At 67.4% G+C, this 24,277-nt stretch carries 25 protein-coding genes and 1 tRNA gene; 19 read left to right on the top strand and 7 right to left on the bottom strand.

What is annotated here, in order from left to right; translation table 11 throughout:
* Positions 1-8 precede the first annotated feature (8 nt).
* The gene (locus tag BJ987_RS34210) at positions 9-1,784 is read left to right on the top strand and encodes an SDR family oxidoreductase (RefSeq protein WP_209897172.1); all 1,776 of its coding nucleotides are present in this window, start codon (positions 9-11) and stop codon (positions 1,782-1,784) included.
* Here BJ987_RS34210 and BJ987_RS34205 read toward each other — a convergent pair.
* A complete protein-coding gene (locus tag BJ987_RS34205) occupies positions 1,781-2,311 on the bottom strand; it encodes a UCP032817 domain-containing protein (RefSeq protein ID WP_209897171.1) in 531 nt (176 codons plus the stop codon). The two genes, BJ987_RS34210 and BJ987_RS34205, sit on opposite strands and share 4 nt — an antisense overlap.
* Positions 2,312-2,841: 530 nt before the next feature.
* Here BJ987_RS34205 and BJ987_RS34200 point away from each other — a divergent pair.
* Both BJ987_RS34200 and BJ987_RS34195 read left to right on the top strand, forming a co-directional pair.
* Entirely contained in the window at positions 2,842-3,837 is a 996-nt protein-coding gene (locus tag BJ987_RS34200; protein ID WP_209897170.1) for a zinc-binding dehydrogenase, read from the top strand.
* Between the two features lie 55 nt (positions 3,838-3,892).
* A complete protein-coding gene (locus BJ987_RS34195; RefSeq protein ID WP_209897169.1) occupies positions 3,893-4,042 on the top strand; it encodes a hypothetical protein in 150 nt (49 codons plus the stop codon).
* A gap of 3 nt (positions 4,043-4,045) precedes the next feature.
* On the opposite strand, the gene BJ987_RS34190 is transcribed toward BJ987_RS34195, so the two are convergent.
* The gene (locus tag BJ987_RS34190; RefSeq protein ID WP_209899567.1) at positions 4,046-4,477 is read right to left on the bottom strand and encodes a nitroreductase family deazaflavin-dependent oxidoreductase; all 432 of its coding nucleotides are present in this window, start codon (positions 4,475-4,477) and stop codon (positions 4,046-4,048) included.
* A 118-nt stretch (positions 4,478-4,595) separates the two neighbouring features.
* Here BJ987_RS34190 and BJ987_RS34185 point away from each other — a divergent pair.
* Positions 4,596-4,669: transfer RNA gene (locus BJ987_RS34185), tRNA-Ile, on the top strand.
* Positions 4,670-4,753: 84 nt separating this feature from the next.
* Here BJ987_RS34185 and BJ987_RS34180 read toward each other — a convergent pair.
* On the bottom strand, positions 4,754-4,951 hold the full coding sequence (locus BJ987_RS34180; RefSeq protein ID WP_209897168.1) for a con-10 family general stress protein: 198 nt from the start codon (positions 4,949-4,951) through the stop codon (positions 4,754-4,756).
* A gap of 88 nt (positions 4,952-5,039) precedes the next feature.
* Entirely contained in the window at positions 5,040-5,567 is a 528-nt protein-coding gene (locus BJ987_RS34175; protein ID WP_209897167.1) for a PadR family transcriptional regulator, read from the bottom strand.
* A 93-nt stretch (positions 5,568-5,660) separates the two neighbouring features.
* Between BJ987_RS34175 and BJ987_RS34170 the strand changes: the two genes are divergently transcribed.
* Together BJ987_RS34170 and BJ987_RS34165 are read left to right on the top strand one after the other, a co-directional pair.
* On the top strand, positions 5,661-6,959 hold the full coding sequence (locus tag BJ987_RS34170; RefSeq protein WP_209897166.1) for a carotenoid oxygenase family protein: 1,299 nt from the start codon (positions 5,661-5,663) through the stop codon (positions 6,957-6,959).
* A 76-nt stretch (positions 6,960-7,035) separates the two neighbouring features.
* Positions 7,036-7,497 (top strand): SRPBCC family protein, encoded by a 462-nt coding sequence (locus BJ987_RS34165; RefSeq protein WP_209897165.1) that lies wholly within the window; start codon positions 7,036-7,038, stop codon positions 7,495-7,497.
* Here the strand turns inward: BJ987_RS34165 and BJ987_RS34160 are convergent.
* The gene (locus BJ987_RS34160) at positions 7,494-7,769 is read right to left on the bottom strand and encodes a hypothetical protein (protein WP_209897164.1); all 276 of its coding nucleotides are present in this window, start codon (positions 7,767-7,769) and stop codon (positions 7,494-7,496) included. The genes BJ987_RS34165 and BJ987_RS34160 overlap by 4 nt on opposite strands.
* A 213-nt stretch (positions 7,770-7,982) precedes the next feature.
* On the opposite strand from BJ987_RS34160, the gene BJ987_RS34155 reads away from it, so the two are divergent.
* From BJ987_RS34155 to BJ987_RS34145, 3 genes are all read left to right on the top strand, one after another.
* Entirely contained in the window at positions 7,983-8,261 is a 279-nt protein-coding gene (locus BJ987_RS34155) for a hypothetical protein (protein WP_209899564.1), read from the top strand.
* Between the two features lie 129 nt (positions 8,262-8,390).
* Complete coding sequence (locus BJ987_RS34150; RefSeq protein WP_209897163.1) at positions 8,391-9,623, top strand: cytochrome P450; 1,233 nt, start codon at positions 8,391-8,393, stop codon at positions 9,621-9,623.
* 84 nt (positions 9,624-9,707) lie between these two features.
* Complete coding sequence (locus tag BJ987_RS34145) at positions 9,708-10,433, top strand: TetR/AcrR family transcriptional regulator (protein ID WP_209897162.1); 726 nt, start codon at positions 9,708-9,710, stop codon at positions 10,431-10,433.
* A 30-nt stretch (positions 10,434-10,463) separates the two neighbouring features.
* On the opposite strand, the gene BJ987_RS34140 is transcribed toward BJ987_RS34145, so the two are convergent.
* Positions 10,464-12,389, bottom strand: coding sequence for a TerD family protein (locus tag BJ987_RS34140; protein ID WP_209897161.1), 1,926 nt, complete (start codon positions 12,387-12,389; stop codon positions 10,464-10,466).
* 387 nt (positions 12,390-12,776) lie between these two features.
* Between BJ987_RS34140 and BJ987_RS34135 the strand changes: the two genes are divergently transcribed.
* Positions 12,777-13,628, top strand: a complete 852-nt coding sequence (locus BJ987_RS34135; RefSeq protein ID WP_209897160.1) for a lysophospholipid acyltransferase family protein — start codon at positions 12,777-12,779, stop codon at positions 13,626-13,628.
* On the opposite strand, the gene pabB is transcribed toward BJ987_RS34135, so the two are convergent.
* On the bottom strand, positions 13,629-15,989 hold the full coding sequence (gene pabB / locus BJ987_RS34130; protein WP_209897159.1) for an aminodeoxychorismate synthase component I: 2,361 nt from the start codon (positions 15,987-15,989) through the stop codon (positions 13,629-13,631). It abuts the gene before it with no gap.
* Positions 15,990-16,077: 88 nt separating this feature from the next.
* Here pabB and BJ987_RS34125 point away from each other — a divergent pair, with 88 nt between their 5' ends.
* The 9 genes from BJ987_RS34125 to BJ987_RS34085 all read left to right on the top strand — a co-directional run bounded on the left by BJ987_RS34125 (position 16,078) and on the right by BJ987_RS34085 (position 24,212).
* Complete coding sequence (locus tag BJ987_RS34125) at positions 16,078-17,133, top strand: phosphotransferase family protein (RefSeq protein ID WP_209897158.1); 1,056 nt, start codon at positions 16,078-16,080, stop codon at positions 17,131-17,133.
* A gap of 127 nt (positions 17,134-17,260) precedes the next feature.
* Positions 17,261-17,491 carry a hypothetical protein gene (locus BJ987_RS34120; protein WP_209897157.1) on the top strand — a complete coding sequence of 77 codons (231 nt, stop codon included), beginning with the start codon at positions 17,261-17,263 and terminating at the stop codon, positions 17,489-17,491.
* A 3-nt stretch (positions 17,492-17,494) separates the two neighbouring features.
* Entirely contained in the window at positions 17,495-17,971 is a 477-nt protein-coding gene (locus BJ987_RS34115) for a Clp protease N-terminal domain-containing protein (protein WP_209897156.1), read from the top strand.
* 21 nt (positions 17,972-17,992) lie between these two features.
* Complete coding sequence (locus BJ987_RS34110; RefSeq protein WP_209897155.1) at positions 17,993-18,241, top strand: hypothetical protein; 249 nt, start codon at positions 17,993-17,995, stop codon at positions 18,239-18,241.
* Between the two features lie 9 nt (positions 18,242-18,250).
* Positions 18,251-19,618, top strand: coding sequence for a serine hydrolase domain-containing protein (locus BJ987_RS34105; protein ID WP_209897154.1), 1,368 nt, complete (start codon positions 18,251-18,253; stop codon positions 19,616-19,618).
* Positions 19,619-19,769: 151 nt separating this feature from the next.
* Positions 19,770-19,907 carry a DUF8730 family Cys-rich protein gene (locus BJ987_RS34100; protein WP_209897153.1) on the top strand — a complete coding sequence of 46 codons (138 nt, stop codon included), beginning with the start codon at positions 19,770-19,772 and terminating at the stop codon, positions 19,905-19,907.
* Positions 19,908-19,932: 25 nt separating this feature from the next.
* Complete coding sequence (locus BJ987_RS34095) at positions 19,933-20,628, top strand: TetR/AcrR family transcriptional regulator (protein WP_209897152.1); 696 nt, start codon at positions 19,933-19,935, stop codon at positions 20,626-20,628.
* 90 nt (positions 20,629-20,718) lie between these two features.
* Complete coding sequence (locus BJ987_RS34090; RefSeq protein ID WP_209897151.1) at positions 20,719-22,488, top strand: ABC transporter ATP-binding protein; 1,770 nt, start codon at positions 20,719-20,721, stop codon at positions 22,486-22,488.
* The gene (locus tag BJ987_RS34085) at positions 22,488-24,212 is read left to right on the top strand and encodes an ABC transporter ATP-binding protein (RefSeq protein ID WP_209897150.1); all 1,725 of its coding nucleotides are present in this window, start codon (positions 22,488-22,490) and stop codon (positions 24,210-24,212) included. Before BJ987_RS34090 ends, BJ987_RS34085 begins: the two co-directional genes overlap by 1 nt.
* The last annotated feature ends 65 nt before the right edge of the window (positions 24,213-24,277 follow it).

The raw sequence follows: 24,277 nt of genomic DNA, 5'->3' as shown, positions 1-24,277 counted from the left end.
AACTGTCGATGACGACGACCGATATCGACTCGATCGCCACGGAACGGATCGTCCGCAGCGGCGAGTTCGAGCTTGCCGTCTACGAATACGGCGACCCGGCCGCCGAGACCATCGTGCTGGTGCACGGCTGGCCCGACACGCACCACCTCTGGGACTCCGTGGTCCCCTTGCTGGCCGGGCGTTTCCACGTGGTCGCCTATGACACTCGCGGGCACGGCCGGTCCACCCGCACCCAGCGCACCGCCGACTACCGCCTGGACGCGCTGGCCGCCGACTTCTACGCCGTCGCCGACGCGGTCAGCCCGGAGCGGCCGGTGCACGTGCTCGCCCACGACTGGGGTTCGGTGCAGGTCTGGGAGGCGGTTTGCGAGCCGCGGGCCAAGGCCCGGATCGCCTCGTTCACCTCGGTGTCCGGCCCGAATCTCGATCACATCGGCAAGTGGATGCGGGACCGGCTGTCCCGGCCCACGCCGCGCAATGTGTGGCAGCCGTTCACACAGCTGATGTCCTCGGCGTACACGTTCTTCTTCATGACCCCGGGCCTGCCGCGGGCGGCGTTCAACCTGCTCGGCACCGAGGAGCGGTGGCAGCGGCTGGTGTCGTTGATGAACGAGACCTCGCCGTCGAATGTGAAGCTGGGCCCCACCTTCCGGCGCGACAGCGTGGACGGATTGCTCATCTACCGCGCCAATATCGTGCAGCGCCTGCTCGCTCCGCGCGAACGGCACACCGAGGTGCCGGTGCAGCTGATCGTCGCCGGTCGTGATGTGGCGGTGCGACCCGCCGGATACGACGACGAACGGAAGTGGACCCAGCGCCTCTGGCGTCGCGATGTGCCCGCCGGACACTGGATGCCGTTCTCACACCCCGAACTGCTCGCCACCGCCACCACGGAGCTGATCGACAGCCTCGGCGGCGGTACGATTCCGCGCGGCCTGCGCCGAGCCGAAATCGGCCGCACCAGAAAGCCTTTCGAAGATCAGCTACTGGTCATCACCGGCGGCGGCAGCGGAATCGGGCGCGAAACCGCGCTGGCCTTCGCCCGTCGTGGCGCCGAAATCGTGCTGTCGGACATCAACTTGGACGCCGCGAAGGAGACCGCCGAGCTGATCGCCGCGGAACACGGTGTGGCGCACGCTTATCAGCTCGATGTGGCCGACGAATCCGCGGTCCAGGCGCACGCGCGGGAGGTCATCGACGCGCACGGCGTGCCCGACATCCTGATCAACAACGCGGGCATCGGTCAGGCGGGCGGGTTCTTCGACACCCCCTCGGTGGAATTCGACCGGGTCATGCGAATCAACCTCGGCGGAGTGGTCAACGGCTGCCGGGCATTCGGCGCCGCGATGGCCGAGCGCGGGCTCGGCGGGCACATCGTCAACCTGTCCAGCATGGCGGCCTACAGTCCGCAGCAGGGGTTCAGCGCGTACTCCACGAGCAAGTCGGCGGTGTACATGTTCTCCGACTGCCTGCGCGCCGAACTGACCGGTCGCGGCATCTCCGTGCATACCGTCTGTCCCGGCATCGTGCACACCAATATCGTTGCCACCACCAAGTTCTCCGGTGTGAGCGCCGAGGAGGAGAAGCGCAAACAGGAGCAGTACGACAAGCTCTACCGGGCGCGCCGCTACACACCCGACAAGGTGGCCGAGCAGATCGTGCGAGCGGTCCAGGACGACCGTGACATCGTGCCCGTCACCCCGGAGGCGCGACTGCAGTTGCAGTTCAATCGGTTCGCGCCCGCGGCGGTGCGATTCTTCGCCGCACGGGTGAAGCTCACCTAGGACTTCGGCGACCGGGCGAGTTCGGCTTCGATAGCCGCGACTCGCCGGGCGCCGATGCCCCACGGATGCTCGACGCCCACCTCGGTGTCCAGGTCCCACAGCACGCAGGTCTCACCCGGTCCGGCCACCATCGACCACGCCACGACCGTGCGCCCCAGCTGGTCGTCCATCGACCCGTGCGAAATACCCTGCGGCGCGGGCTTTGCGGAGAAATTGTCGCCATCGGGAAAGTGGTGCAGGAACCGCCCGTAGGCGGCCTCGCAGAATGCCGCGTACCGCTGCGTGCACAGGATCAGCCCGTGCCAGGCCTCGTCCACCGCGTGCGAGGGCATCCCGATCACCTGATCGTCGCGCATCGCCGCACCGCAGCACCGCAACCATTGCCGCAGCCCGGTTTCCACCAGCTCTCGCGGCTGCCACGGGCAGGTCTTGAAGATCGCCTCGGGCAGTTCCAGCGCGGCGACGGCTCGATCGACCTCGCGTAGATCGATACGGGGGGAGCGGTTTCGGTAACGAAGAATCACCACGGTTCACTGTAAGCGGTTTCCGGCATCCTGGAAGAAGGCCCAGCGTCCGAGGGGTGGAGCGTTAGCATTTCGTATGACAAGCGTGCTGTTGGTAATCGCTTTACTGCTATTTCTCGCGATGATAGTGACTGTGATCGTGGTGGTCGTCGCTGTCGTCAAGGCGGCGAACCGATCGAGTCGGAGGCCGCCCTACGATCCGCGCCGCCGGCCCGGTTCACCGTGGATGGCGGGTGGCGCAGCTTCCTACGATTGGACCTCTGGCAGCGGGTGCAGCGGCGGTCCAGGCTGTTCCGGCGGTAGCGGCTGTTCGGGTGGGGGCAACAGTGGTTGCTCAGGGGGCAGCAGCAGTTGTTCCGGCGGCAGCGGTAGCAGCTGTGGCGGAGGAAGCAGCAGTAGCTGTGGCGGGGGTTCCTGACCGATAGCACAGCGGTGAGTTCGCTGTGAGCGTATGACGCCGCATTTGACCTCAACCATAGTTGAGGTTGAACAGTGAGTCCTGTCCAAGACACAAGATGTGGCAGGAGAAGACAATGCGGGTAGTGCAGGCGACAAAATTCGGCGGACCCGAGGTGCTCGAAGTACGGGAGGTGGCCGATCCGGTACCCGGGCCCGGTGAGGTGCTCGTCGAGGTGGCCGCGGCGGACGTGATGTTCCTCGATACTCGGCTCCGAAGCGGTTGGGGCACAGACTACTTCAAGGTCGAGCCGCCGTACGTGCCCGGCGGAGCGGTCGCCGGAGTGGTCGCCGGGGTCGGACCCGAGGTAGACCAATCCTGGATCGGCAAGCGTGTCGCCACCCAGACCGCCGCCAGCGGCATCGGCGGCGGGCTCCCGATCGGGGGCTATGCCGAAAAGGCGCTGGCGAAAGCGGAAACCCTGACCGAGGTGCCCGACGCGGTGACGCTGACCCAGGCCGCCGCGCTGATCCACGACGGAAAGACCGCTCTCGCGGTCCTGGACCGCGTCGCACTGCGGCCGGGGGAGTGGGTACTGATCACCGCGGCCGGGGGTGGTCTCGGCACCCTGCTCACCCAATTCGCCCGTGCCGCAGGGGCGCACGTCGTCGCCGCGGCCCGCGGGCGCGCCAAACTGGAACTCGCCTCCCGTCTCGGCGCCGACGCCGTCGTGGACTATTCCGAACCCGACTGGGCCGACAAGGCGCGCGCCGCGACCGGCGGTGCCGGGGCGAACGCCGTATTGGACGGCGCGGGCGGGGAATTGGGCACAGTTGCCACCGCCGCACTGATCGACGGCGGCCGCTTCCTCGGATACGGCTCCGCCGCAGGCGATTTCCCGGAATTGGACCGTGCGGCGCTGGCGGGCCGCGATATCGAGGTGATCGGGCTGTTCGATATCACCGGGCCCCAGACGGACTGGAGCGCGCTGTCTCGGCGCGCACACGCCGCCGTGGCCGACGGCGAAGTGGAAGTCGTTATCGGACAAACATTTCCGCTCGATCGGGCGGCCGACGCGCATGCGGCCATCGATGCCCGCGCGGCGGTGGGACGCACACTGTTGACCATCTGATCCGATTCGTGTTTCACACTGGGCAGGCACCCGCGTTGAACGCTAGGGTGCCTGCGTGCAAACTCTGATCGTCGTGGGGGTCGTCGTCATCGTCCTCGTGCTCGTATTCGCTGTAGTCCAGTTCGCCAGCCGGCCGCCGAAGGTCCGAAGCTATTGGGACAGTAAGGAACCCGCCACCGGCAGGGACTGGGTGGACGACGACTAGACCTCAGCTCACCGGGGTGAGCACCACCACCGCAATAGGCCGCTTCGTCATCTTCTGATAATCGCTGTACCGACCCTGATTGACCGTGTCGACTATCGCCCACCGTCGTGCGTAGTCGGCATCATCGGGATAGGTCGCCCGCGCCACCACCGGCACCCGCTTACGCCCCACCTGAATCTCGCACTCCGCCTTGGCTTTCACATTCGCCAGCCACCCCGGTGGGCGCGGCGACCCACCATTGGACGCCGTCACCAGATAGTCGTCCCCATCCCGCCCGTAGGTCAGCGCCGAAGTCCGCACCTGCCCCGTCTGCCGCCCCGTCGTCCGCAGCAGCAGCGTCGGATTCCCGAACAACAGCCGATGCCCCAGCACCCCACCACTGTTCTCGTACACCCACTGGTGCACCTTCAACACTTTCGTGAACAAATTGGCCATCCCGACCTCCACCTCGGCAGCGCTCTCCGCCCACCCTAACGACATGCCAGGATCCAAGTGGTGCTCCGCCCGCCTCGCCCGGTAACATGCCCCACGCTGCGGGTCGCCCGCACAACCAGGGGCGGTAGCTCAGTCGGTTAGAGCCGTGGACTCATAATCCATTGGTCGTGGGTTCGAGCCCCACCCGCCCCACAAACACCCGCTGACCAGCGGGTTTCCTCCTCCACGCACGAGAAGAGCGGGGCCGGGGCCTCGCTCTTCCGGTACGTCCTTCGGTCAGCGGTTTTGGTGGCTGTGCGTGCCGCCTAGGCGTTTGGCCTCGACGGGCTGCGCTGCGGCGCCTTTCTTGCCCGCTTCGCTGGCGCGCTTCGGATCGTTGTCGAAGCTGCCGCTGCTGGCTTTGCCGCCCTGGCTGGCGATTTTTCGTTGCCGCTCCGGGTCCATTGCCGCGAAACCTCGTGGCGTAGCAGCCATTACATCCTCCGTTCGAAGGTTGCGGGGTGGTGGCGGCTGGTTCTGCACCACCAATCCGGAGCTACCCGCCGGGGGCGGGGGCAAACCTTCAGCGCTCAGGCGGGGGCATTTGGGTCAGGGCCCACCGTGCCCACTCCTCGTTCATCGCGTAGAACCGCTTGCCCCACTCCAGGGCGATGTGCCCGTAGACGGAGAAGGCGTCGTCCTCCCATTCGATGGACGCTTCCAGCTCCGACAGTGCCGCTCCCGCCTTGGTCATCCGGGTTTCGATGGCGCTGAGGTAGTCGCGGGCCTGGTCGTGTTCGAGCACGCCGAGGAAGAACACCCGCAGGAGCAGATCGTTGCGCGGGGCCTGCTTCGGCTTGGTTTCGGTGAGCCAGCGTCGCAGTTCGGTGAGTCCCTCGGGGGCGATGGTGTATTCCTTGCGTCCGCGCGCGCCCGCTTCGGAGACGGCGATCAACCCGGACTCGGCGAGTTTGGTGAGCTCGGTATAGATCTGGCTCTGGGTCGCGGGCCAGATATTGGCCAGTGAGTCCTTGAAGATCTGCAGCAGGTCGTACCCGCTGGCGGGGCCCTCGGCGGCCAGCATGCCGAGTACGGCGTATCGAAGGCTCATGCCCGGATCGTACCTTCCAGTATTGACATGTCGCGAAGACAGCCTCTAGTTTTGACATGTCAAAACTGGAACGTCGAAGATTGGTTGTGGCCCATGGCTGTTCCTCATCTCACCGGCAACTATGCCCCGGTCACGGAAGAGGTCACCGCTTTCGATCTCCCGGTCACCGGCCGGATTCCCGCCGAGTTGTCCGGCTGGTATCTGCGCAACGGCCCGAACCCGCCCGCCGCCGACTCCATCCACTGGTTCGCCGGCGACGGCATGGTGCACGGCGTGCGCATCGAGAACGGCAAGGCGGTGTCCTATCGCAACCGCTGGGTCCGCACCACGACATTCACCGACGGTGCCGGCGCCTACGGCCCCCGGGGGCGGGATCTCGCCGCAGGGGTAGCCAATACGCATGTCATCCGGCACGCGGGCCGCACGCTGGCGCTGGTGGAATCGTCGTACCCGTACGAGATCACCTGCGAGCTGGACACCGTGGGACCGCATGACTTCGACGGCAAACTCACCACGGCGATGACCGCCCATCCGAAGACCTGCCCCGTCACCGGCGAACTGCACTTCTTCGGCTACGAGGTGATCGAGGCTCCGTATCTGACCTATCACCGGGCCGACGCCGCGGGGAATCTCGTGGTGAGCCGGCCGGTCGACGTGCCGGCTCCGACCATGCAGCACGATTTCAATCTGACCGCCGAGCACGTCGTATTCATGGATCTCCCAGTCGTTTTCGATCTCCAGATCGCGATGACGGGTGCCGGCATGCCATTTCGCTGGCGCGACGACCACCAGGCTCGGCTCGGCGTGCTGCGCCGCGACGATCCCCATGGCGAGATTCGCTGGTTCGCCATCGATTCCTGTTATGTCTTCCACAGCCTCAACGCCTACGACGAGCCGGGCCGAATCGTGCTGGAGGTCATGCGATATCCGGATATGTGGCGCACCGACTCCACCGAGATCGCCGATGCCAGCCTGTGGCGCTGGACCATCGATCTCGGCACCGGCGCCGTCGAGGAACGCCAGATCGATGATCGCGCGGGCGAATTCCCGCGCATCGACGACCGGCTGACCGGTCTTCGGGCCGACTTCGGCCATGTCACGGTCACCGGTGACGGTAGCGGCGGCGCGCTGGTGCGCTACGACCTGCGGACAGGATCCGCCACCGCGCACGAGTTCGGTCCGGGCCGCACCCCGGCCGAGGCCGCGTTCGCGCCGGCCGACGAAAAACCCGGCGGCGCGGGCTATCTGATGACCTACGTCTACGACGAAAGCACCGACCGCAGCGATCTGGTGATCTTGGACGCGGACGATCTCGGCACCCAGGTGGCCGCGATTCACCTGCCGCGACGGGTGCCGTTCGGCTTCCACGGCAGCTGGCTCGCCGATCACTGATCCGTTTCGATCTCCCGCCCGGCGCTATTACCGGAGAAGCAATAGTCTCGGAATGCCGCCGGGAAGGGGATCAGCAATGGGTCATGTCGAGCACGCCGCCGTCGCGAACGCGCCGCGGGAGTACGCCTTCGAGTACGTCGACGACTATCGCAATGTGCCGCGCTGGATGTTCGGCGTCAAGCACTTCACGCCGGTGGGGGAGCAGACCAGCGGTGTCGGCGCGGTGTTCGACACCGCGATCAACCTCGGCCCGATGACGCTGCATGTGCGCGGCGATGTCATCGAGTGGGAAGAGAATTCGGTGATCGCGCTGCGGGCGGTCAAAGGCATCGAGGGCCGGATGCGCTGGCACTTCGAAACACTCGGCGCGGACACCGCCAAGATCAGCGTGGTGTGCGACTACCAGGTTCCGGGCGGCTTGACCGGGCGCGCGCTGGACCGGGTGATCCAGGCGTTCATCGGGCCCGCCATCCGGCACACCGAGAAACACCTGCGCCAGCAGATCGAATCCGGTTACCAGAAAGCGTCGAGCGCCTAGCCGATCAGCGCGTTCATGATGGTGCCGGCGCTGGTCGCGACCACGCCGCCGATCATGGCTCCGGCCACCATCTTCGGGGAATCCAGACCGCCGCCGGTCCATTTCTCCCAGGCGAACTTGCCGCCCGCGAAGATGATGGCGGCGATGCCCGCCAGCAGGACGAACCAGGTGAAGTAGCTGACCATCTGCTGAAATTTGTCAGCGATCGGCGGAGCCAGCGGTTCCGGATTGCCGACCTGGGCCAGGGTGTCGAACGCGGTGACCAGAATCATCGCCTGTGCTGCTCATTCCACTCGGGCCGACGGGGTTTCACGACGATGGTATCGGGTTCGCGGGCGCGACGCAGGTCCTCCTCGGTAACGAATCCGCGCACGACGCCTGTGCCGCAAGCGATCTGTCAATGGGGGTGCCGTGATCTCTTGGCCGCAATGGGTATGCCTGGGGAAGATGGACGGACGCGCTGTGCTGAGGAGTAGGTGGTGAACATGCTGACGGCGATCGGCGAGATGGTGCTGGCGCAGATCGGAAATCCGACCCCGGAGACGCCACCGCTGGCGGACAAGATCATGACGATGGTCCGCTGGATGACCTGGTTCGCCATCCTGTCGGGCATCCTGGCGATCGTCTTCGCCGGTGGCAAGTTCGCCTGGGAGAAATGGTCCGGCAGCGCACCGCAGTCGCCGAAGATGGTGGCTGGAGCGATGGTCGGTGGTGTCGTGGCGACCAGTGCGGGCACCATCATGAACGCGCTCGTGGGTGCCTGAGCCAGCAAAGTAAACAGGTTTTACTAAACACTGTTCACAACCGACAGTGATTGTGGTTACATACTCTCCACTGGAACGTGTTCTACACAACGTTGTGAGGTCCGCAGCCCGGACCGGTAGGAGATAGCCGTGACCGCATCCATCCCCGCAGGATTCGACTTCACCGACCCCGACCTGCTCGCCCAGCGCCTGCCGGTCGAGGAATTCGCCGAAGCCCGCACCACCGCGCCGGTGCACTGGGTTCCGCAGGCCGGCAGCGGCTTCCAGGACGAGGGCTACTGGGCGGTCACCCGGCTCGAGGACATCAAGGAGATCTCGAAGACGCCCGAGGTCTACTCCTCCGAGGAGAACACCGCCGTCATCCGCTTCTACGGTGACATCCTGCGCGAGGAGATCGAGGTCCAGCGCTTCCTGCTGCTGAACCAGGATCCGCCGCGGCACACCAAACTGCGTCGCATCATCTCCAAGGGCTTCACGCCGCGCGCGGTGGAGTCGCTGCGCGAGGCCCTGCGCGAGCGCGCCGAGCGAATCGTGCACGAGGCCAAGAAAACCGGCGGCGGCGATTTCGTCGAGCAGATCGCCTGCGAACTGCCGCTGCAGGCCATCGCCGAACTGATCGGTATCCCGCAGGAGGATCGCGGCAAGATCTTCAAGTGGACCAACGAGATGATCTCCTACGACGACCCGTCCTTCGAGGGTGACCACAAGGTCGCCACCGCGGAGGTCATGGGCTATTCGTGGAACCTCGCCGAAGAGAAGCGCAAGTGCCCGGTCGACCTCAACGGCGCCGAGGACATCATGTCCACGCTGCTCAACGCCGACGTCGAGGGCGAATCGCTGGCCTCGGACGAATTCGCCTGGTTCGTCATCCTGCTCGCGGTCGCGGGCAACGAGACCACCCGCAACGCCATCACCCACGGTATGAAGGCCTTCGTCGACTTCCCCGAGCAGTGGGAGCTGTACCGGGCCGAGCGTCCGCGCACCGCACCGGACGAGATCGTCCGCTGGGCCACCCCCGTCATCGCCTTCCAGCGCACCGTCATGCAGGACACCGTGCTCAGCGGCCAGGAGATGAAGAAGGGCCAGCGGGTCGGCATGTTCTACAGCGCGGCCAACTTCGACGAGCGGCACTTCGAGAATCCCTACCAGTTCAACGTGCTGCGCAACCCGAATCCGCACGTCGGCTTCGGTGGCACCGGCACGCACTTCTGTGTCGGCGCCAACCTGGCCCGCCTCGAAATCGACCTGATGTTCAACGTTCTCGCCGACGTGATGCCCAATATCAAGCAGGTCTCCGAGCCGGTCCGGCTGCGCTCGGGCTGGCTGAACGCCATCAAGAGCTGGCAGGTCGAGTACAACTGACGCACCGATTCCGGCCGCGAATCCCACGCGGCCGGAATCGATCACGCTCTGGCGTGGTTTACGCACCCGTGGTGAGGTGGCGGAATGAGTGAGGCCAAGTCGCGAGGGCGCGCGCCGGTGGTGCGCGACGCCGATATCCGGCGGGTCGCCCGGATGTTGCTCACCTCCGAGGGTGTCGACGCGGTGACGTTGCGGGCGATCGCCCGGGAACTCGGGATCACCGCACCGGCGCTGTATCGGCACTACAACTCGCGCGACGATCTGCTGGAACGGATGCGGCTGGACTACTGCGCCGAACTGGCCGCGGAACTGGCCGACCAGATCGCGCCGCTGCCCGAGGACGGCGCGGAGCAGTTCTTCGCCATCTGCAAGGGTTTCCGGCGCTGGGCGCTGGCGCATCCCAGGGAATTCACGCTGGTGTTCGCCTCGCCCGGCATCGGGGCCGCGCCGATGATGCGCCGCTTCGACGAACCCTTCGGCCGGATCTTCCTGGCCGCGGCCGGGCGGCTGCTGGCGACCTACGACGTCATCACGCCGCCGACGGACGTCATCCCGGAGGAGTTGCGCGAAGACCTCGTGCTGTTCCAAACCGAGCTGCTGACAACGCTGTCCGAGTCGGGGCAGAAGTTCCCGGCGGAGAAGCTCGATCTCGGCGTCACCTACCTGATGATCCAGATCTGGGCCCGGCTGTACGGGCATGTCACGCTCGAGGTGTTCGGCAACTATCCGATACCGCTGTCGCATCCGGAGATCCTGTTCGACGCCATGCTGACGGATCTGGGCCGCAACGCGGGGCTGATTCCCAGCTGATCGGCAGCGCTCGGCCACGGGAACATCAGGTCAAATGCGCGCGCCTTTGACGCGGTTACAGGAGCGGCACAGGATTTGCAGGTTGGACGCACTGGTCGCGCCGCCGCGCGAAAGCGGGATGACGTGGTCGAATTCGAGATAGTGGCTGCTGCCGCACTCCACGCATCGGCCGCCGTCGCGTTGCCACACTTCGGCTTTCACCTCTTGCGGAATGCTGCGTGAATCGCGCTGGCCGGGAGTGAGGACCAGCCGTTTGGCGACGCGCAGGGCACCTTCCAGCGCGGCCGCGACGTAATCGGGATCGTCGACCTCGAAGCTGGCGCCGCCCCGGGCCGACGTGGCGGCGAGCACCACCAGGTCGTCCTCGATGGCGACCGAAACCACCCGGCTCCAGGGGAGTTCGGTGCCCGCGCCGGTGCCGACGAAACGCAACTTCTTGTTGCTGGCGATCAGCCGCCCCTCGCTGAGCTTGGGGCCGCGGGCCAGCTGACGGACGTGGGTGGCGGGAAGGTCGAGATGTACTCGCTCTTCGGGATCCAGGTGCAGGCCCGGTGTGCGGATCGCGGGCAGTTCGCCTTCGCGCAACCGGGACAGCATGCGGCCCCGAGCCATGCGCCGGTGCAGGTCGTCGATGAGCGGGCCGGTGAGGTCCAGCTCCACGATGGCCTCCTCGAAGGCCTCGAACTCGGCTTGCGCGATCTCCCCGTCGGCGAACGCGAAGGTCACCAGGCGTTCGACGTAGCTGAGCGCGGCGTCGCGCAGCGCGAGGCGACCGGCGGCCTCGTCGATGCGCTGATAACGCAGCGACGCCCACAGCGCGTCCCACTCCGGTCCGCTCGGCCCGGAGGTGGTGAGCACCCGCCAGACCTGGGTGTGCCAGTGGGTGAGGTATTCCTCGATCTCGGTGGCACAGTGCACGCAGGGCGCGAGCCGCCCGAACAGCTTGCGCCGCCGCGGATTTCCGCAGCGATCGCAGTTTCGTGGGTTCGGCGGCAGCGGCTCACGCCGGGCCGAGGTCCATTCCGTTCCGTCCCACCACCGTAGTCGGGCGGGGTTCTCCGGATCCGGATGCCAATCCGCTCGTTCGGGATTCGGCGGCGGAGGGGGTGGCGGTTCCGGGGCCGTGACGGTGCGCCGGCTGAGATCCACGGGACGGACACCCTGCTCGCGCGGGGTGCCTGCCGGGTAGGTCGGGATGGGCGCGGTGGGATGCTCGTCGATACGGGCGGTCGAATCGTAATGCGATGCGGGCAACCTGTTTTCGGGTGCCCGCTGACCCGGGTGCGGCATTTCGTCGGGCAGGTGGCGTGCGGGCGTGGCTTGCTCGGCCGGTGCGGATTCGGGCGGGCCGGCCAGTGCGGTGGCGCCGGCGGGCTGCCTGGTCGCGTGGGTACGGACATCGGGTGCGGCCGCTACGCCGGTCGGGGCGTGGTGCGGTACGTCCGTGGCGGCGGGTTCGTCGACTTGCACACCGAATTCGGTGATCAGTCCGGCCAGCCCCTCGGCCCAGCCCTGGCCGATGGCGCGGAACTTCCAGCGACCGTCGCGCCGATAGAACTCGCCGAACATCATGGCCGACACCGCGTCGGCATCGGTGATCTCGTATTCCGCGACCGGCCCGTCAGCGTCGAACACGGTGACGGTCAGCTCCGCGACAGCGCCGAAGGTTCCGTCGTCGAGCGACCCGCTGAGCACGATGCGCTCGATCTCGGGTTCGGTGCGCGGCAACGAGACACTCAGCCGTGCTGTCCCCGGTTCGGGCTCCTGATCGAGCGTGACGGCCTGGGACACGTGGCGCGGCGCGTTGTAGAAGACCAGGTCCCGGTCCGTGCGCACCGTGCCCGCGCCGGTGAGCAACAGCGCGTGCGCGTCCACGACATGGGCCGACCGCCATGAAACGACCACGGCCAGTAGGGATGTCGGTACCGCCGTGTTGGCGCCTTTGCTGAGTTTCATCGTGCTCGAAATACTGCCACGCCCCACCGACACGCCGAATTCCCCGACCCGATCGCTCGGCGCTGCGGACGGCCTCGCCGCCTGCCCGGCCCAGGTGGCGGCCCAGATCGCGACCGCCGCGGCGGAACCGCTGGGCCGCTTCGCGATTGGTGCGGAATTGTCGACTATCGCACATTCGCTACCAAGCAATTGCTTGGCTTGGTAACGTCGGAAGGGCAGGAGGAGGTGCCGGGCAACGGTCGAGATGGCCGCGACTCGCACGTCGTGCCGGTCCGCGTTGGCGTGACCGTCGGAGCAATCAATGGGGATGTGACCGGGGACAATTCAGCTTTGTGTCGTCGCGTGCCGCCGCCGTGTCTCCGGCATCGTGACATCAAGGACGGCACTATGCGCGAAACCGAGCACATTCGAGACCTCGACCACCCGCTGTTCAAAGCGGCTCGGGCCTATACGAACTACTTCACGCCCACTGTGACCGGTGTGGAAAATCTGCCCACGTCCGGCCCGGCGCTGGTGATCGGGAACCATTCCTCGATCTACTGGATGCCGGAGGTGTGGATCACCTACATGGCCATGCTGGAGCGCCGCCCGGACGAGCCATCCTTCGGTGTGGCGCACGATGTCGTGCTGGGCGTTCCCTACATCGGCGACGCCATCCGGCGATTCGGTGTCATCCCGGCGAATCGAGACGCGGCCGCCGCGGGCCTCAAGGACGGCGGCGCGGTCCTGGTCTACCCGGGCGGTGACTGGGAAGCCTGCCGCCCCTGGACCGATCGCGCCAAGATCGACCTCGCGGGCCGCAAGGGCTTTATCCGGCTGGCGTTGGAGATGGGGGTGCCGGTGATTCCCGCCGTCGCCAACGGCGGCCACGATTCCATCTTCGTGCTCAGCCGCGGCGAGCGGTCCGCCAGGCTACTGCAATTGGATAAACTGTTCCGCGCCAAGGTTTTTCCCTACACCCTGGGCGTGCCGTTCGGAGTCGCGCCGGTCGTACCGCAGGTTCCGCTGCCCGCCACGGTGGACGTGAGTTTCCTGCCCGCCCTGGATTGGTCCACCCAGCCCGGCGACCCGGCGGACACCGACCTGGTCGAGAGTTACTACGCCCGAACGGTCGAGGTGATGCAGACCGAACTCGATCGCCTGCGCGCCGAAACTCCCCGCCCGGTGGCCACCGGCATCAAGAACCATCTGGCAGACCTCCCGGGCCCGCTCTCGGCGCTCGCCGCCCTGGTTCCATGATCATGCCGGGCCGGATCGGCGGCGCAGCGCGCGATACGTCGCGGCGGCTTTGAGCAGGACCTCGTGGTATTCGGCTTCCGGATCGGAATCCAGGACGATCGCGCCGCCGGCGCCGATGCGCCAGTGGCCGTCGTGCCGGACAGCGGTCCGGATGACGATGTTCAGATCCGCGGTGCCGCCGAGCCCGAGGAATCCGATGGTGCCCGAATAGACTCCGCGCGCTTCGGTTTCCAGTTCGTCGATGATCTCCATGGTGCGCAGCTTGGGCGCACCGGTCATCGAGCCGCCGGGGAAACACGCACGCACGCAGTCGATCACATCGACGTCGGCGCGCAGGGTGCCGCGCACGGTCGAAACCAGTTGGTGCAGGGTCGTATAGGTCTCGGTGGCCATCAGGTTCGGCACGTGCACGCTGCCGATCTGGCAGACCCGGCCCAGGTCGTTGCGCAGCAGGTCGACGATCATCAGATTCTCGGCGCGAGTCTTGGGATCGGCGGCCAGTTCCCGGCGCAGGCGCTCGTCCTCGGCCGGGGTCGCGCCGCGCGGCGCGGTGCCTTTGATCGGCTTGCTCTCCACGGTGCGCGCCTTGTCGATCTTGAGGAAGCGCTCCGGTGAGGAGCAGGCGATATCGAGATCGTCGAAGCGCAGGTAAGCGGCATACGGTGCGGGATTGCAGCGCCGCAGGGTGCGGTAGAAGTCGAGGCCGTCGGAGTCACCCGCGGGTACGGTGACGCCGTCGGTCAGGCAGATCTCGTACGATTCGCCGGCCCGCAGCTTCGCCAGGCACGCCGCGATATCCGCGAGATACCGTTCGTGCCCGCGCGTGAGCAGACCCTCGACCGCGCCGAGGTCCGAATCCATCTCGAGCTCCGGCGGATTCGCCCAGGTGGGTAGCTCTGCCAGCGCCGCACGGGTATCGCGCAGCCAATCCTCGGTAGCGACGCGCGCGATCTCGGACCCCGGGTCGGTGAGGGCGAGCAGATGCGTCTGCCCGGTCACATGGTCGACGACGACGAGCCGGTCGGCGAAGATCCACTGGGCGTCCGGCACCGCGGAACGATGCGCCGGGCTCGCTCCGCAGTCGGCTTTCACCTCGTATCCGAGATACCCGACGTAGCCGCCCGCGAAATCGAATGGCAGATCCGGGATTTCGGCCGCGCGCCGGCGGAGCTGTCCGGCCAGGTAGCTCAGGATGTCCCCGCGATCGGTGTGCCGTTCGCCGTCCGCGGTCTCCACCACGACCGATCCGTCACCCACCCGGTACCGCACCACCTCCGCGTACGGTCCGCTGGCATCGCCGAGGAAAGAGAACCGGTCCAGCCCCGGCTCGACATGTTCACTGTCGAGCCAGAACGCGGTGGGTGATTCGCGATAGAGCCGCAGGAACGCCGCCTCGGTATCGACCGCCCGCTCGATCACCTGATGCCGTATCTGCCAGGGGCGGCCGAGTTCGCCCAAGCGGTAAGGGGTGTCGGACGGTGTCGGCGGTCGCAGCTCGGGGACCGTGCCCGGTCCGACGGCCGGGGCGGCGGTACCGGGATGCCGGTGGAAAAGCTCTGCGGTGGACCGGCTTTCGGCTTGCTCACCGCGTACAGGGGCGACGGTCGCTGGTTGCGCGGCGTGGGTCCGAGTAGCCGCGTTCGCGAGCCGGCGGACCTCCTCCGGGCGGCCGGGAGTCGGCGGGGCTGGGGTCCATGGCCCAGCCGAGACCACCCCGGGACGGCCGGATCGCCGCGCCGCGCCGGACATGGCGTCCGGTAGTCGACTGCGCGAAACCCGATGCGCCGCGGTCAGTTCAGCGAAATTGCGGAGCAGCGCCGTCCCGTACTCTCCGGCAACCGATTCCGGGTGGAACTGCACGCCCCAGTGCGGCCGAGTCCGGTGCCGTACCCCCATGATGACCCCGTCAGGCGTTGTGGCGGTGACCTCCAGACTGTCCGGCAGGGGACTCAGCGCGCACAGCGAGTGATACCGCACCACCGTGAAGTCCTGCGGCAGCCCCGCGAACAGTTCGCGCTGATCGTGGCCGACCCGATCCAGATACCCGTGCCGCGCGGCCGGCGCCCGGCCGACCTTCCCGCCCGCCGCGACCACGATCCCCTGGTGCCCGAGGCAAACCCCGAGCAAGGGTAATTCCGTCTCCTGGATCACCGCCGCCGAGATGCCGATGTCCCGCGCCACGTCGGGACGCCCCGGGCCGGGCGAGACGACCACATTGTCGAAATCGGAAAGACCCAGCTCCGCTACCGTCGTCGCGTCGTCGTTGCGCACGACCGTCGGTTCGACGCCGTTCACCTCACTGATCAGCTGATACAGGTTGTAGGTGAACGAGTCGTAGTTGTCGATGAGCAGCGTGCGCATGGTGTGCAAAACCCTACGCCGGGCCCGGCCGAGCAAACTGTTGTCGGCTGCCTTCAGTTACTTTCCGCCCGTGGTGCACAATGTGGGGATGTCTGATGCGCAACCGGTCGGAGTAGATCCTGACGTCGTCGATTTCGCCGTCGTCGGGAAGTGGATGGATGAGCAGGGGCTGCCCGGCGGGACGTTCGAGGAAGTGCGCGCGCTGGGCGGCGGCACCCAGAACATCATGCTGCGCTTCACCCGGGGCGGCCGCGACTACGTGCTGCGGCGCGGGCCGAAGCATTTGCGCGCCAAGAGCAATGAGGTGATCCGCCGGGAGGCCCGGCTGCTCGGCGCGCTCGACGGCACCGGCATTCGCGCGCCCCGCGTCATCGCCGCCTGCCCCGATGAGGCGGTGCTCGGCGCCGTCTTCTATCTGATGGAGCCGATCACCGGCTTCAACCCGCAGAACGAACTGCCCGAACTGCACGCCGGTGACCCCGAGATCCGGCGGCAGATGGGCCTGTCCGCGGTCGAGGCCATCGCCCGGCTCGGCATGCTCGACTACGAGAAGCTGGGCTTGGCCGATTACGGCAAGCCCGCCGGCTTTCTGGAACGCCAGGTGCCGCGCTGGCTGGCCGAGCTCGATTCGTATTCCGCCAACGAGGGCTACCCCGGCCCGCAGATCCCCGGCGTGCGGGAAGTCGGCGACTGGCTGGAGCGCAATCGCCCGTCCGAATGGCGGCCGGGCATTCTGCACGGCGACTGCCATCTCGCCAACATGATGTTCGAGTTCGACAGCCCGCAGGTCGCGGCCATGGTCGACTGGGAGATGTCCACCATCGGTGATCCGCTGCTGGACCTCGGCTGGCAGATCGCCACCCGCCCCGAACCCGGTACCACCATCGGCTCGTTGACCGGCAAGCTCGGCTCGGTCGGTGATCTGCCGACGCCGGCGGAGATGGTCGCGCACTACGGCGAATTCTCCGACCGCGATCTGACGGCCGTCGATTGGTATACCGTGCTGGCCTGTTTCAAGCTCGGCATCGTCCTGGAGGGCACCTACGCCCGCGCCTTCGCGGGCAAGGCCCCGAAGCAGATCGGCGACTTCCTGCACGCGTGCACCCTCGAACTCTTCGAACGGGCACACCGCGTCATGCAGTAGTACTCAGCGCTTTGCTGAACGGTTCCGGCCGCGGCGGCTGCATTAGCAGTCGCCGCGGCCGTTTTTTCGCGCCATCCGGAGCAACTTCGGTTGACTATTTCGGAGATTGTCAACTACGGTTGCTTGCATGTCCGACCTGGAAGTCCCCGACGCCACCGATCCCGCTGGTCGCCTCGCCGCGGTGGTGGCCCTGCGCCGGTTGGCCGACCGGCTGGAAGATCTCGCGGTCGAGGAGGCGATGCGGGCGGGCTGGGGCTGGCCGCAGGTGGCGGAGGCGCTCGGGGTCACGCGCCAGGCGGTGCACAAGAAACATGCCAAGCGGCTCATCGCCGCCGGTGTCCGCTTGAGGAGGCGCTGAATTATGTTCGGCAACAACGGATTCGACAAATATTTCCACGCGGTCGTGCTGCGGGCCGGGCAGGAAGCGCGGCAAGACGGCTCGGCGACGATCGAGGCCCAGCACCTGCTGCTGGCGATCGCCGAACTCGAGGGCACCGCCCCGCAAAGCCTGCTCATCGCGGCGGGGCTGGATGCGCAGACGATACGGGCGGCGCTGAACCGCGAATTCGAGCGAAGTCTGGCGGTCGCCGGGGTGACGATTTCGAATCTGCCTGAAGCAAGCCCTTATTCGGCGAAAGAGCCGGTCCTGGGTGCGAGCAGCAAACTCGCGCTGGAACGAATGGCGCGCACCTACGCCAAACGTGAACTGCACCCGGCGAATCTGCTGCTCGCGATCCTGCTCGCCGAGGTCGGCACGGTGCCGCGGGCGCTCGCGCTCGCGGGCGTCGACCGGGCCGAATTAATCACGCGGATAAGCGATTTCCGCGCCGAAGAATGAACGGAGCACACAGTGCATGTCATGGCTGTGTCGGCGGTCGCCGACAACGATGGATTCTGGCGAGCGCTGAAGGTGGCATACACGCGAATTCCCCAGGGTGTGGAGTGGACTTTGGCGGTCGCGAGTAAAGATGGGGCCAAGGCGGTCAATCTGATCGTGGGCGACTCCGCCGAGGGTGTGCGCACCTTCTTCGAAACCCACGCGGGGCCGTTCGCTACGACGGAGTTCTTCGAAGTCGATGCCGCCAATGCCGTCGGACTACCCGGATAGGCGGCCGCGATGCCATTCGATCCGGAGCGAATTCGGGAATTGTTGTCCGAGTACGGGATTCCCGGCGCGACGATCGGCGTCCTGCGCGACGGTCACCACACCGAATTCGCGGTCGGCGTCCGAGACGTGTCGACCGGTGCGCCGGCGACCACCGACACCCTTTACCAAATCGGGTCCATCAGCAAAACCTGGACCGCCCTGGCCTTCATGCAGCTGGTCGACGAAGGCAAGATCGGCCTGGACGACCCGGTGCGCGACTACCTGCCCGGATTCCGGGTAGCCGACCCGCTGGTCACCGCCCGGCTCACCGCACGCCATCTTCTCAACCACACCCACGGTATTGAGGAAGCCTTCGGCGATCCCGGCGAAGACCGTGACGTCTACGCCCGCATGGTCGAGGGCATCGCCGACGCGCCACAGGTCTTTCCGCTGGGCGAAACCCACGGCTACAGCGCGGCTTTGGGCTACGCCGTGCTGGCTCGCCTCATGGAGGTGCTCGACGGACGCGACTGGGACGACATCGTGCGTGCACGTCTGCTGACGCCGATGGGCTTGTCCGACAGCAGCACTCGTCCCGAGCAGGTCGACCCCGCCCGCGCCGCCACCGGCCACCTGCTCCGCTCCCTGGCCGAAGGTCCGATCGTCACCCTGACCGCCCACCTGCCCCGGTCCTACGGCCCCGCGGGCAATATCACCTGTACCGCCCGCGACCTCCTCGCCGTCGCCCACCTGTTCTTGAATAAAGGCAAGACCCCCGGCGGCGTCCCGATCATCTCGCCGGCGGCCCTCCGGGAAATGGTCTCCTCCCGCGTCCCGATCCCCGACCCCTACCTGCTCGGCCCGGACTGGGCGCTCGGCCTGATCGTCGCCGACTGGTCCGGCCACCCGGTCTATGTCACCGACGGCAGCACCATCGGGCAGAACGCTCGGCTGCGCATCTTCCCCGACGCTGACACCGCGATCGCGCTGCTCACCAACGGCGGACCGCGAGAAGCATTCTGCCAGAAGGTATTCGAGGAAATCGTGACCGATCTGGGCCTTCCCGCGCCGCCCGCGCTACCGAGACCGAGCCCGGCGCTGCGGCTCGACCTGTCCCGCTACGAGGGCGTCTACGAAGTGCCAGGCACTCGATACGTCGTCCACGCCGAAGCGGGCCGCCTGCACCTCACCCTGGCCTTGGACCCGATGCAGGCCCACATCATGGGCAAGCCCGAGCACCTCCGGTATGAACTGCTTCCGCTCAGCGAAACCCATTTCCTGATGCCCCCGGCCGACCCCCTCGAAGACCCGCGAACCGTCGCGATCTACGACTTCCGCGCCGGTCCTGCTCGCTACCTCCACACCAACTGCCGGGTGCATCCCAGGGTCGGCGGCTAGGCGGAAAACAGCTGGTCGGCGGAAACGGTGGATCCCCTCATCGACATGCTCGGCACCCTCCTGCGGGAGGACACCGGCGCGAATCCGGACGCCTGAGCGTCCGCCGGTACGCTGACCAGGCGATCATCGGCGAACCTCTGGAGGACGGCACATGTGTTACCCGGTCACCTGCCCTAGCTGCGGCAAGACGACGTGGGACGGCTGCGGCGAGCACGTCGACGACGTGCGCGCCATGGTCCCGGCGGAGCAGTGGTGCGGGGGAGAGCACGAGGCGTCCAGCGTCGAGTGAGGGCCCGGGTCGTTAGGGTCGAACCGTGACGAAGGGTTCCCGGCGGGCTTATCGGACCGGTCTCGCACCGGGGGTGATCGTCGACGCCGCGCTGGCGCTGACGGCCGAGCGGGGGCTCGACGGCTGGAGCATGCGCGATCTCACCGGGCGCTTGGATACCTCGCTGTCGGTGATCTATCACCATGTGGGTGACCGGCAGCGGGTGTGCGCGGCGGTGATCGATCGGATCTTCGGCGCGATCGATATGCGGCTCGACGAACCCGATTGGCGGCAGTTGCTGCACGGAATTCTGTCGCAGGTCATCGATCATCTGTCCGGCTATCCCGGCACGGCGACGTGGTTGTTGCGCAATGGACCGCAGACCGAGCGGTTGTTGCCGTCGCTGGACGCGGGGATGACCCGGATGCTCGAGGCCGGGTGGGGTTCGGAGGCGGCGATCGCGTTCTCCGTCGCGTTCAACACCTGTCTCGGGCTGATCGCGCTCGGTGATCAGCGGGCGAGCGAGGCGGGGGAGCAGGGAATGGCGGGGCTGCAAGGACTGTTGGAAGCGCATCCGGATGCCGGGCCGGGTGCGCAGGAGATGCTGCGGATGGTGCGGCAGTACGTGGGGAGTCCGCGGGACCGGGATGCCGCGCACCGCGAGCAGTGCCGCTACGCGCTCGCGCGGATGCTCGACGGCATGGCCGCCCGGCTCGAAGTGATCAAGGCAGCGCCGCTGTAGCGGCGTCGCCGGGAAACGCTCTGTACCGCAGGCGGGGTGCTCGCTACACTGCAAATTGGAACAGTGATCTAATTTGTCCATGGGAGCCCGATGAGTACTGCGGTTTTGGATCCGGTAACGGTCGAGGAAGAGCAGCCGAAGGAGAAACCCGGCGGGCTGAAGCAGTTGCTGGCGCCGGTGCGCGGGCGGCTCGCCGGCGCGGCGGTGCTGCAACTGGTGGGCGCGCTGGCGGGGCTCGCGCCCTATATCGCGGTGGTCGAGATCGCGCGCGAACTGCTCGGTGGCGCGGACCGCGGTGCGGTGTGGTTCTGGGTGGCCATCGCCGTGGGCGGGTTCGTCGTCCGAACATTCTGTGCCGCAGGCGCTTACACGATCAGCCACATCGCCGACGCCGATCTCGGCTTGCAGATCCGGCGACGGATGGCCGACCGGCTCGGCGGTGTGGCGCTGGGCTGGTTCACCGATCGCAGCTCCGGCCGGGTGAAGCGGGTGCTCTCCGATGACGTGGGCGCGATCCACCATGCGGTGGCGCACGCGCTCAACGACCTGGTGGCCGCGCTGGTCACCCCGCTGGTGGCGATCGGCTACCTGTTCTACCTGGACTGGCGTCTGGCGCTGATCTGCCTTGTGCCGCTACTGCTCTGGTTCGCCGCGACCGCCTTCGAGCTGCGTGACGGCGGGGAGGGCATGAAGCGGCTGAGTTCGGAATTCGACAAGGTCAACGCGGCCGCCGTGGAATTCGTCGACGGGATCGCGGTGGTGAAGGCCTTCGGTCAGGCCGGCCGGGCGCAGGACCGCTACCGGCGCGCGGGTGACGATCTGGCGCGCTTCTTCGGCGAGTGGCAGGGCCCGATGCGCCGGGTGGAGTCGATCGCGAACACCGTGATCGCGCCGCCGACGCTGCTGCTGGTGGCACTGGCCGGAGGTATCTGGCTGCGGGCGGATCCGGTCGAGGTCATCGCGTTCGTGATGCTGGCCGTGGGGCTGGGCGCGCCGATCATGGCGCTCGGGTTCGGCGCCATGGCGATGCAGGCCGCGGCCGAGGCGGCGGGCCGGATCGGTGAGCTGCTGGCCACCCCGGAGCTGCGCCGCATCGACGCCCCGGAGACGCCGCGCGGGTCGAGCGTCGAATTCGACAGTGTGCGTTTCTCTTACGACGGTCGCACCGATGTCCTCGACGGTGTCGATCTGCGTCTGGCGCCGGGCACCGTCACGGCGCTGGTCGGCGCGTCCGGTTCCGGCAAGTCGACGCTCGCGCGGTTGCTGCCCCGCTTCTGGGATGTCACGGCGGGCGCGGTGCGCATCGGCGGCGTGGACGTCCGGGACATGGCCGAGCGCGATCTGTATCGGCGCGTGGGCTTCGTCTTCCAGGAAACCTCGTTGCTGCGCACCACCATTCGAGACAATATCGCCCTCGGACGTCCCGATGCCGCGCTCGCGGACATCGAAGCCGCGGCCCGGACCGCGCAGATCCACGACCGTGTCATGGCGTTGCCCCGGGGCTACGACAGTGTGATCGGCACCGACGCACACCTGTCTGGTGGTGAGGCGCAGCGTGTTTCGATCGCCCGCGCCCTGCTGGCCGACACCCCGGTGCTGGTGCTCGACGAGGCCACCGCCTTCGCCGACCCGGAATCCGAAGCGGCCGTGCAGGACGCGCTCTCGCACCTGGTCGACGGCCGCACCCTGCTCGTGATCGCGCACCGGCTGCACACCATCCGCGGCGCGGACCGCATCGTGGTGCTGTCCGGCGGCAAGGTGCTCGAATCCGGCAAACACGACGACCTGCTGGCCGCCGACGGTGCCTACGCGCACATGTGGCGCACCCAGGCACAGCCCCTCGCGGTAAAGGAATCCTGATGATTCGCAAGCTCTTCCGACTCGTCGACGCCCCCGACCGCCCGCGCTTCGTGCGCTGGATCGGCTTGATCATCGCCTTCTCGGTCCTGCAGGGCCTCTGCGTGCTGCTCGTGGTCCCGGTGCTGCGCTCGCTGCTGGACGGCGACCGGGACGCCGCGATCGCCTGGCTGACCGTGCTGGCGGTGACCACGGCCGCGGCGGCGATCGTCTTCTACGCACAGGCGATGGACGGCCAGCAGATCGCCAACGACCTGCTGCTCGGCATGCACCACCGCATCGGCGACCATCTCACGCGGCTGCCACTGGGCTGGTTCGGCACCGATCGCACCGGCCGCCTGACCCATTCGGTGTCGCAGGGGACGATGAGCATCGGCGCCGTGCCCGCCCACCTGATGCAGCCGGTGATCAGCGGCGCGGTGACACCCGTGGTCGTCGCCGTGGGCATGTTCGTGTTCGACTGGCGGCTGGGCGTCGCGCTGCTCGTCGCGGGCGGGGTCCTGCTGGTGACGCACCGGTGGTCGCAGAACGCGATCGCGCGCAGTTTCGGCGCGATCGACGCCACCGCGGTCGAAGCCGCAGGTCGCATCGTCGAATTTGCCCAGAACCAGCCGATCTTGCGCGCGTTCGGCCGGCGCGGCGAGAGCAACCGCCTGCTCGACGACGCACTGACCGGCCAGCGCCGCGCCTACGGCGAGATGAACCGCAACGCGGTGACCGCCCTGCTCACCTTCTCGGTCGCCGTGCAAGCCGCCTTCCTCGGCTTGATGACCGCGGGAGTAGCACTGGCACTGGGCGGCTCACTCGATGCCGCCGAACTGATCGCGTTGCTGGTGCTCATCACCCGCTTCGCCGGGCCGCTGCTCGAGCTGGTCGATCACTCCGCCGCCCTGCGCATGGCCGCGGAGAATCTCGATCGCATCGACGAGGTCCTGGATGTCCAGCCACTGCCCGAAGGGGATCGGACCAGCGCCGTCGCGCCCGGCCAGGTCAGCTTCGAGCAGGTCGGTTTCGGCTACGACGATCGAACGGTATTGCGGGACATCACGTTCGAGGCCGAGCCGGGGACACTGACCGCGATCGTCGGCCCCTCGGGCGCGGGCAAGACCACGCTGCTGCGGTTGGTCGCGCGATTCTGGGAGGTGAACACCGGCACCGTCCGCGTCGGCGGCGTCGATGTCCGCGACCTGTCCACCGAGGCGCTGATGAGCCAGCTGGCCATGGTGTTCCAGGATGTCTACCTCTTCGACGACACCATCGAAGCCAACATCCGCATCGGCCGGCCCGACGCCACCGGCGCGGAGATCCGCGAAGCGGCCCGGCTCGCCCGGGTCGACGAGATCGTCGACCGGCTGCCCGACGGCTGGTCCACCCGCGTCGGCGAGGGCGGAGTGAGTTTGTCCGGCGGTGAGCGCCAACGTGTTTCGATCGCGCGGGCGCTGATCAAGCAGGCGCCGATCGTGCTCTTGGACGAAGCCACCGCGGCCCTGGACCCGGACAACGAGGCCGCGGTCGGCGCGGCCGTGCGCACCCTCGCCGAGCAGCGCACCCTGCTCGTCGTCGCGCATCGCCTGCACACGGTCGCGGCCGCCGACCAGATTCTGGTTCTCGACGAGGGCGGCATCGCACAGCGCGGCACGCACGCTGACTTGATCGAACGGCCCGGCCGCTACCAGGACTTCTGGCGCGAACGTGAGCGTGCCCAGGGCTGGCGGCTGGTCGGCTGAATCTTGCGGGCAGGTGGCGGAATATCTCTGGTCAAAGATATTCCGCCACCCATAAGGTGTTCCGC

The sequence above is a fragment of the Nocardia goodfellowii genome (assembly GCF_017875645.1).
GTDB lineage: Bacteria > Actinomycetota > Actinomycetes > Mycobacteriales > Mycobacteriaceae > Nocardia > Nocardia goodfellowii.
This window is presented reverse-complemented; position numbering and strand designations above follow the sequence as displayed.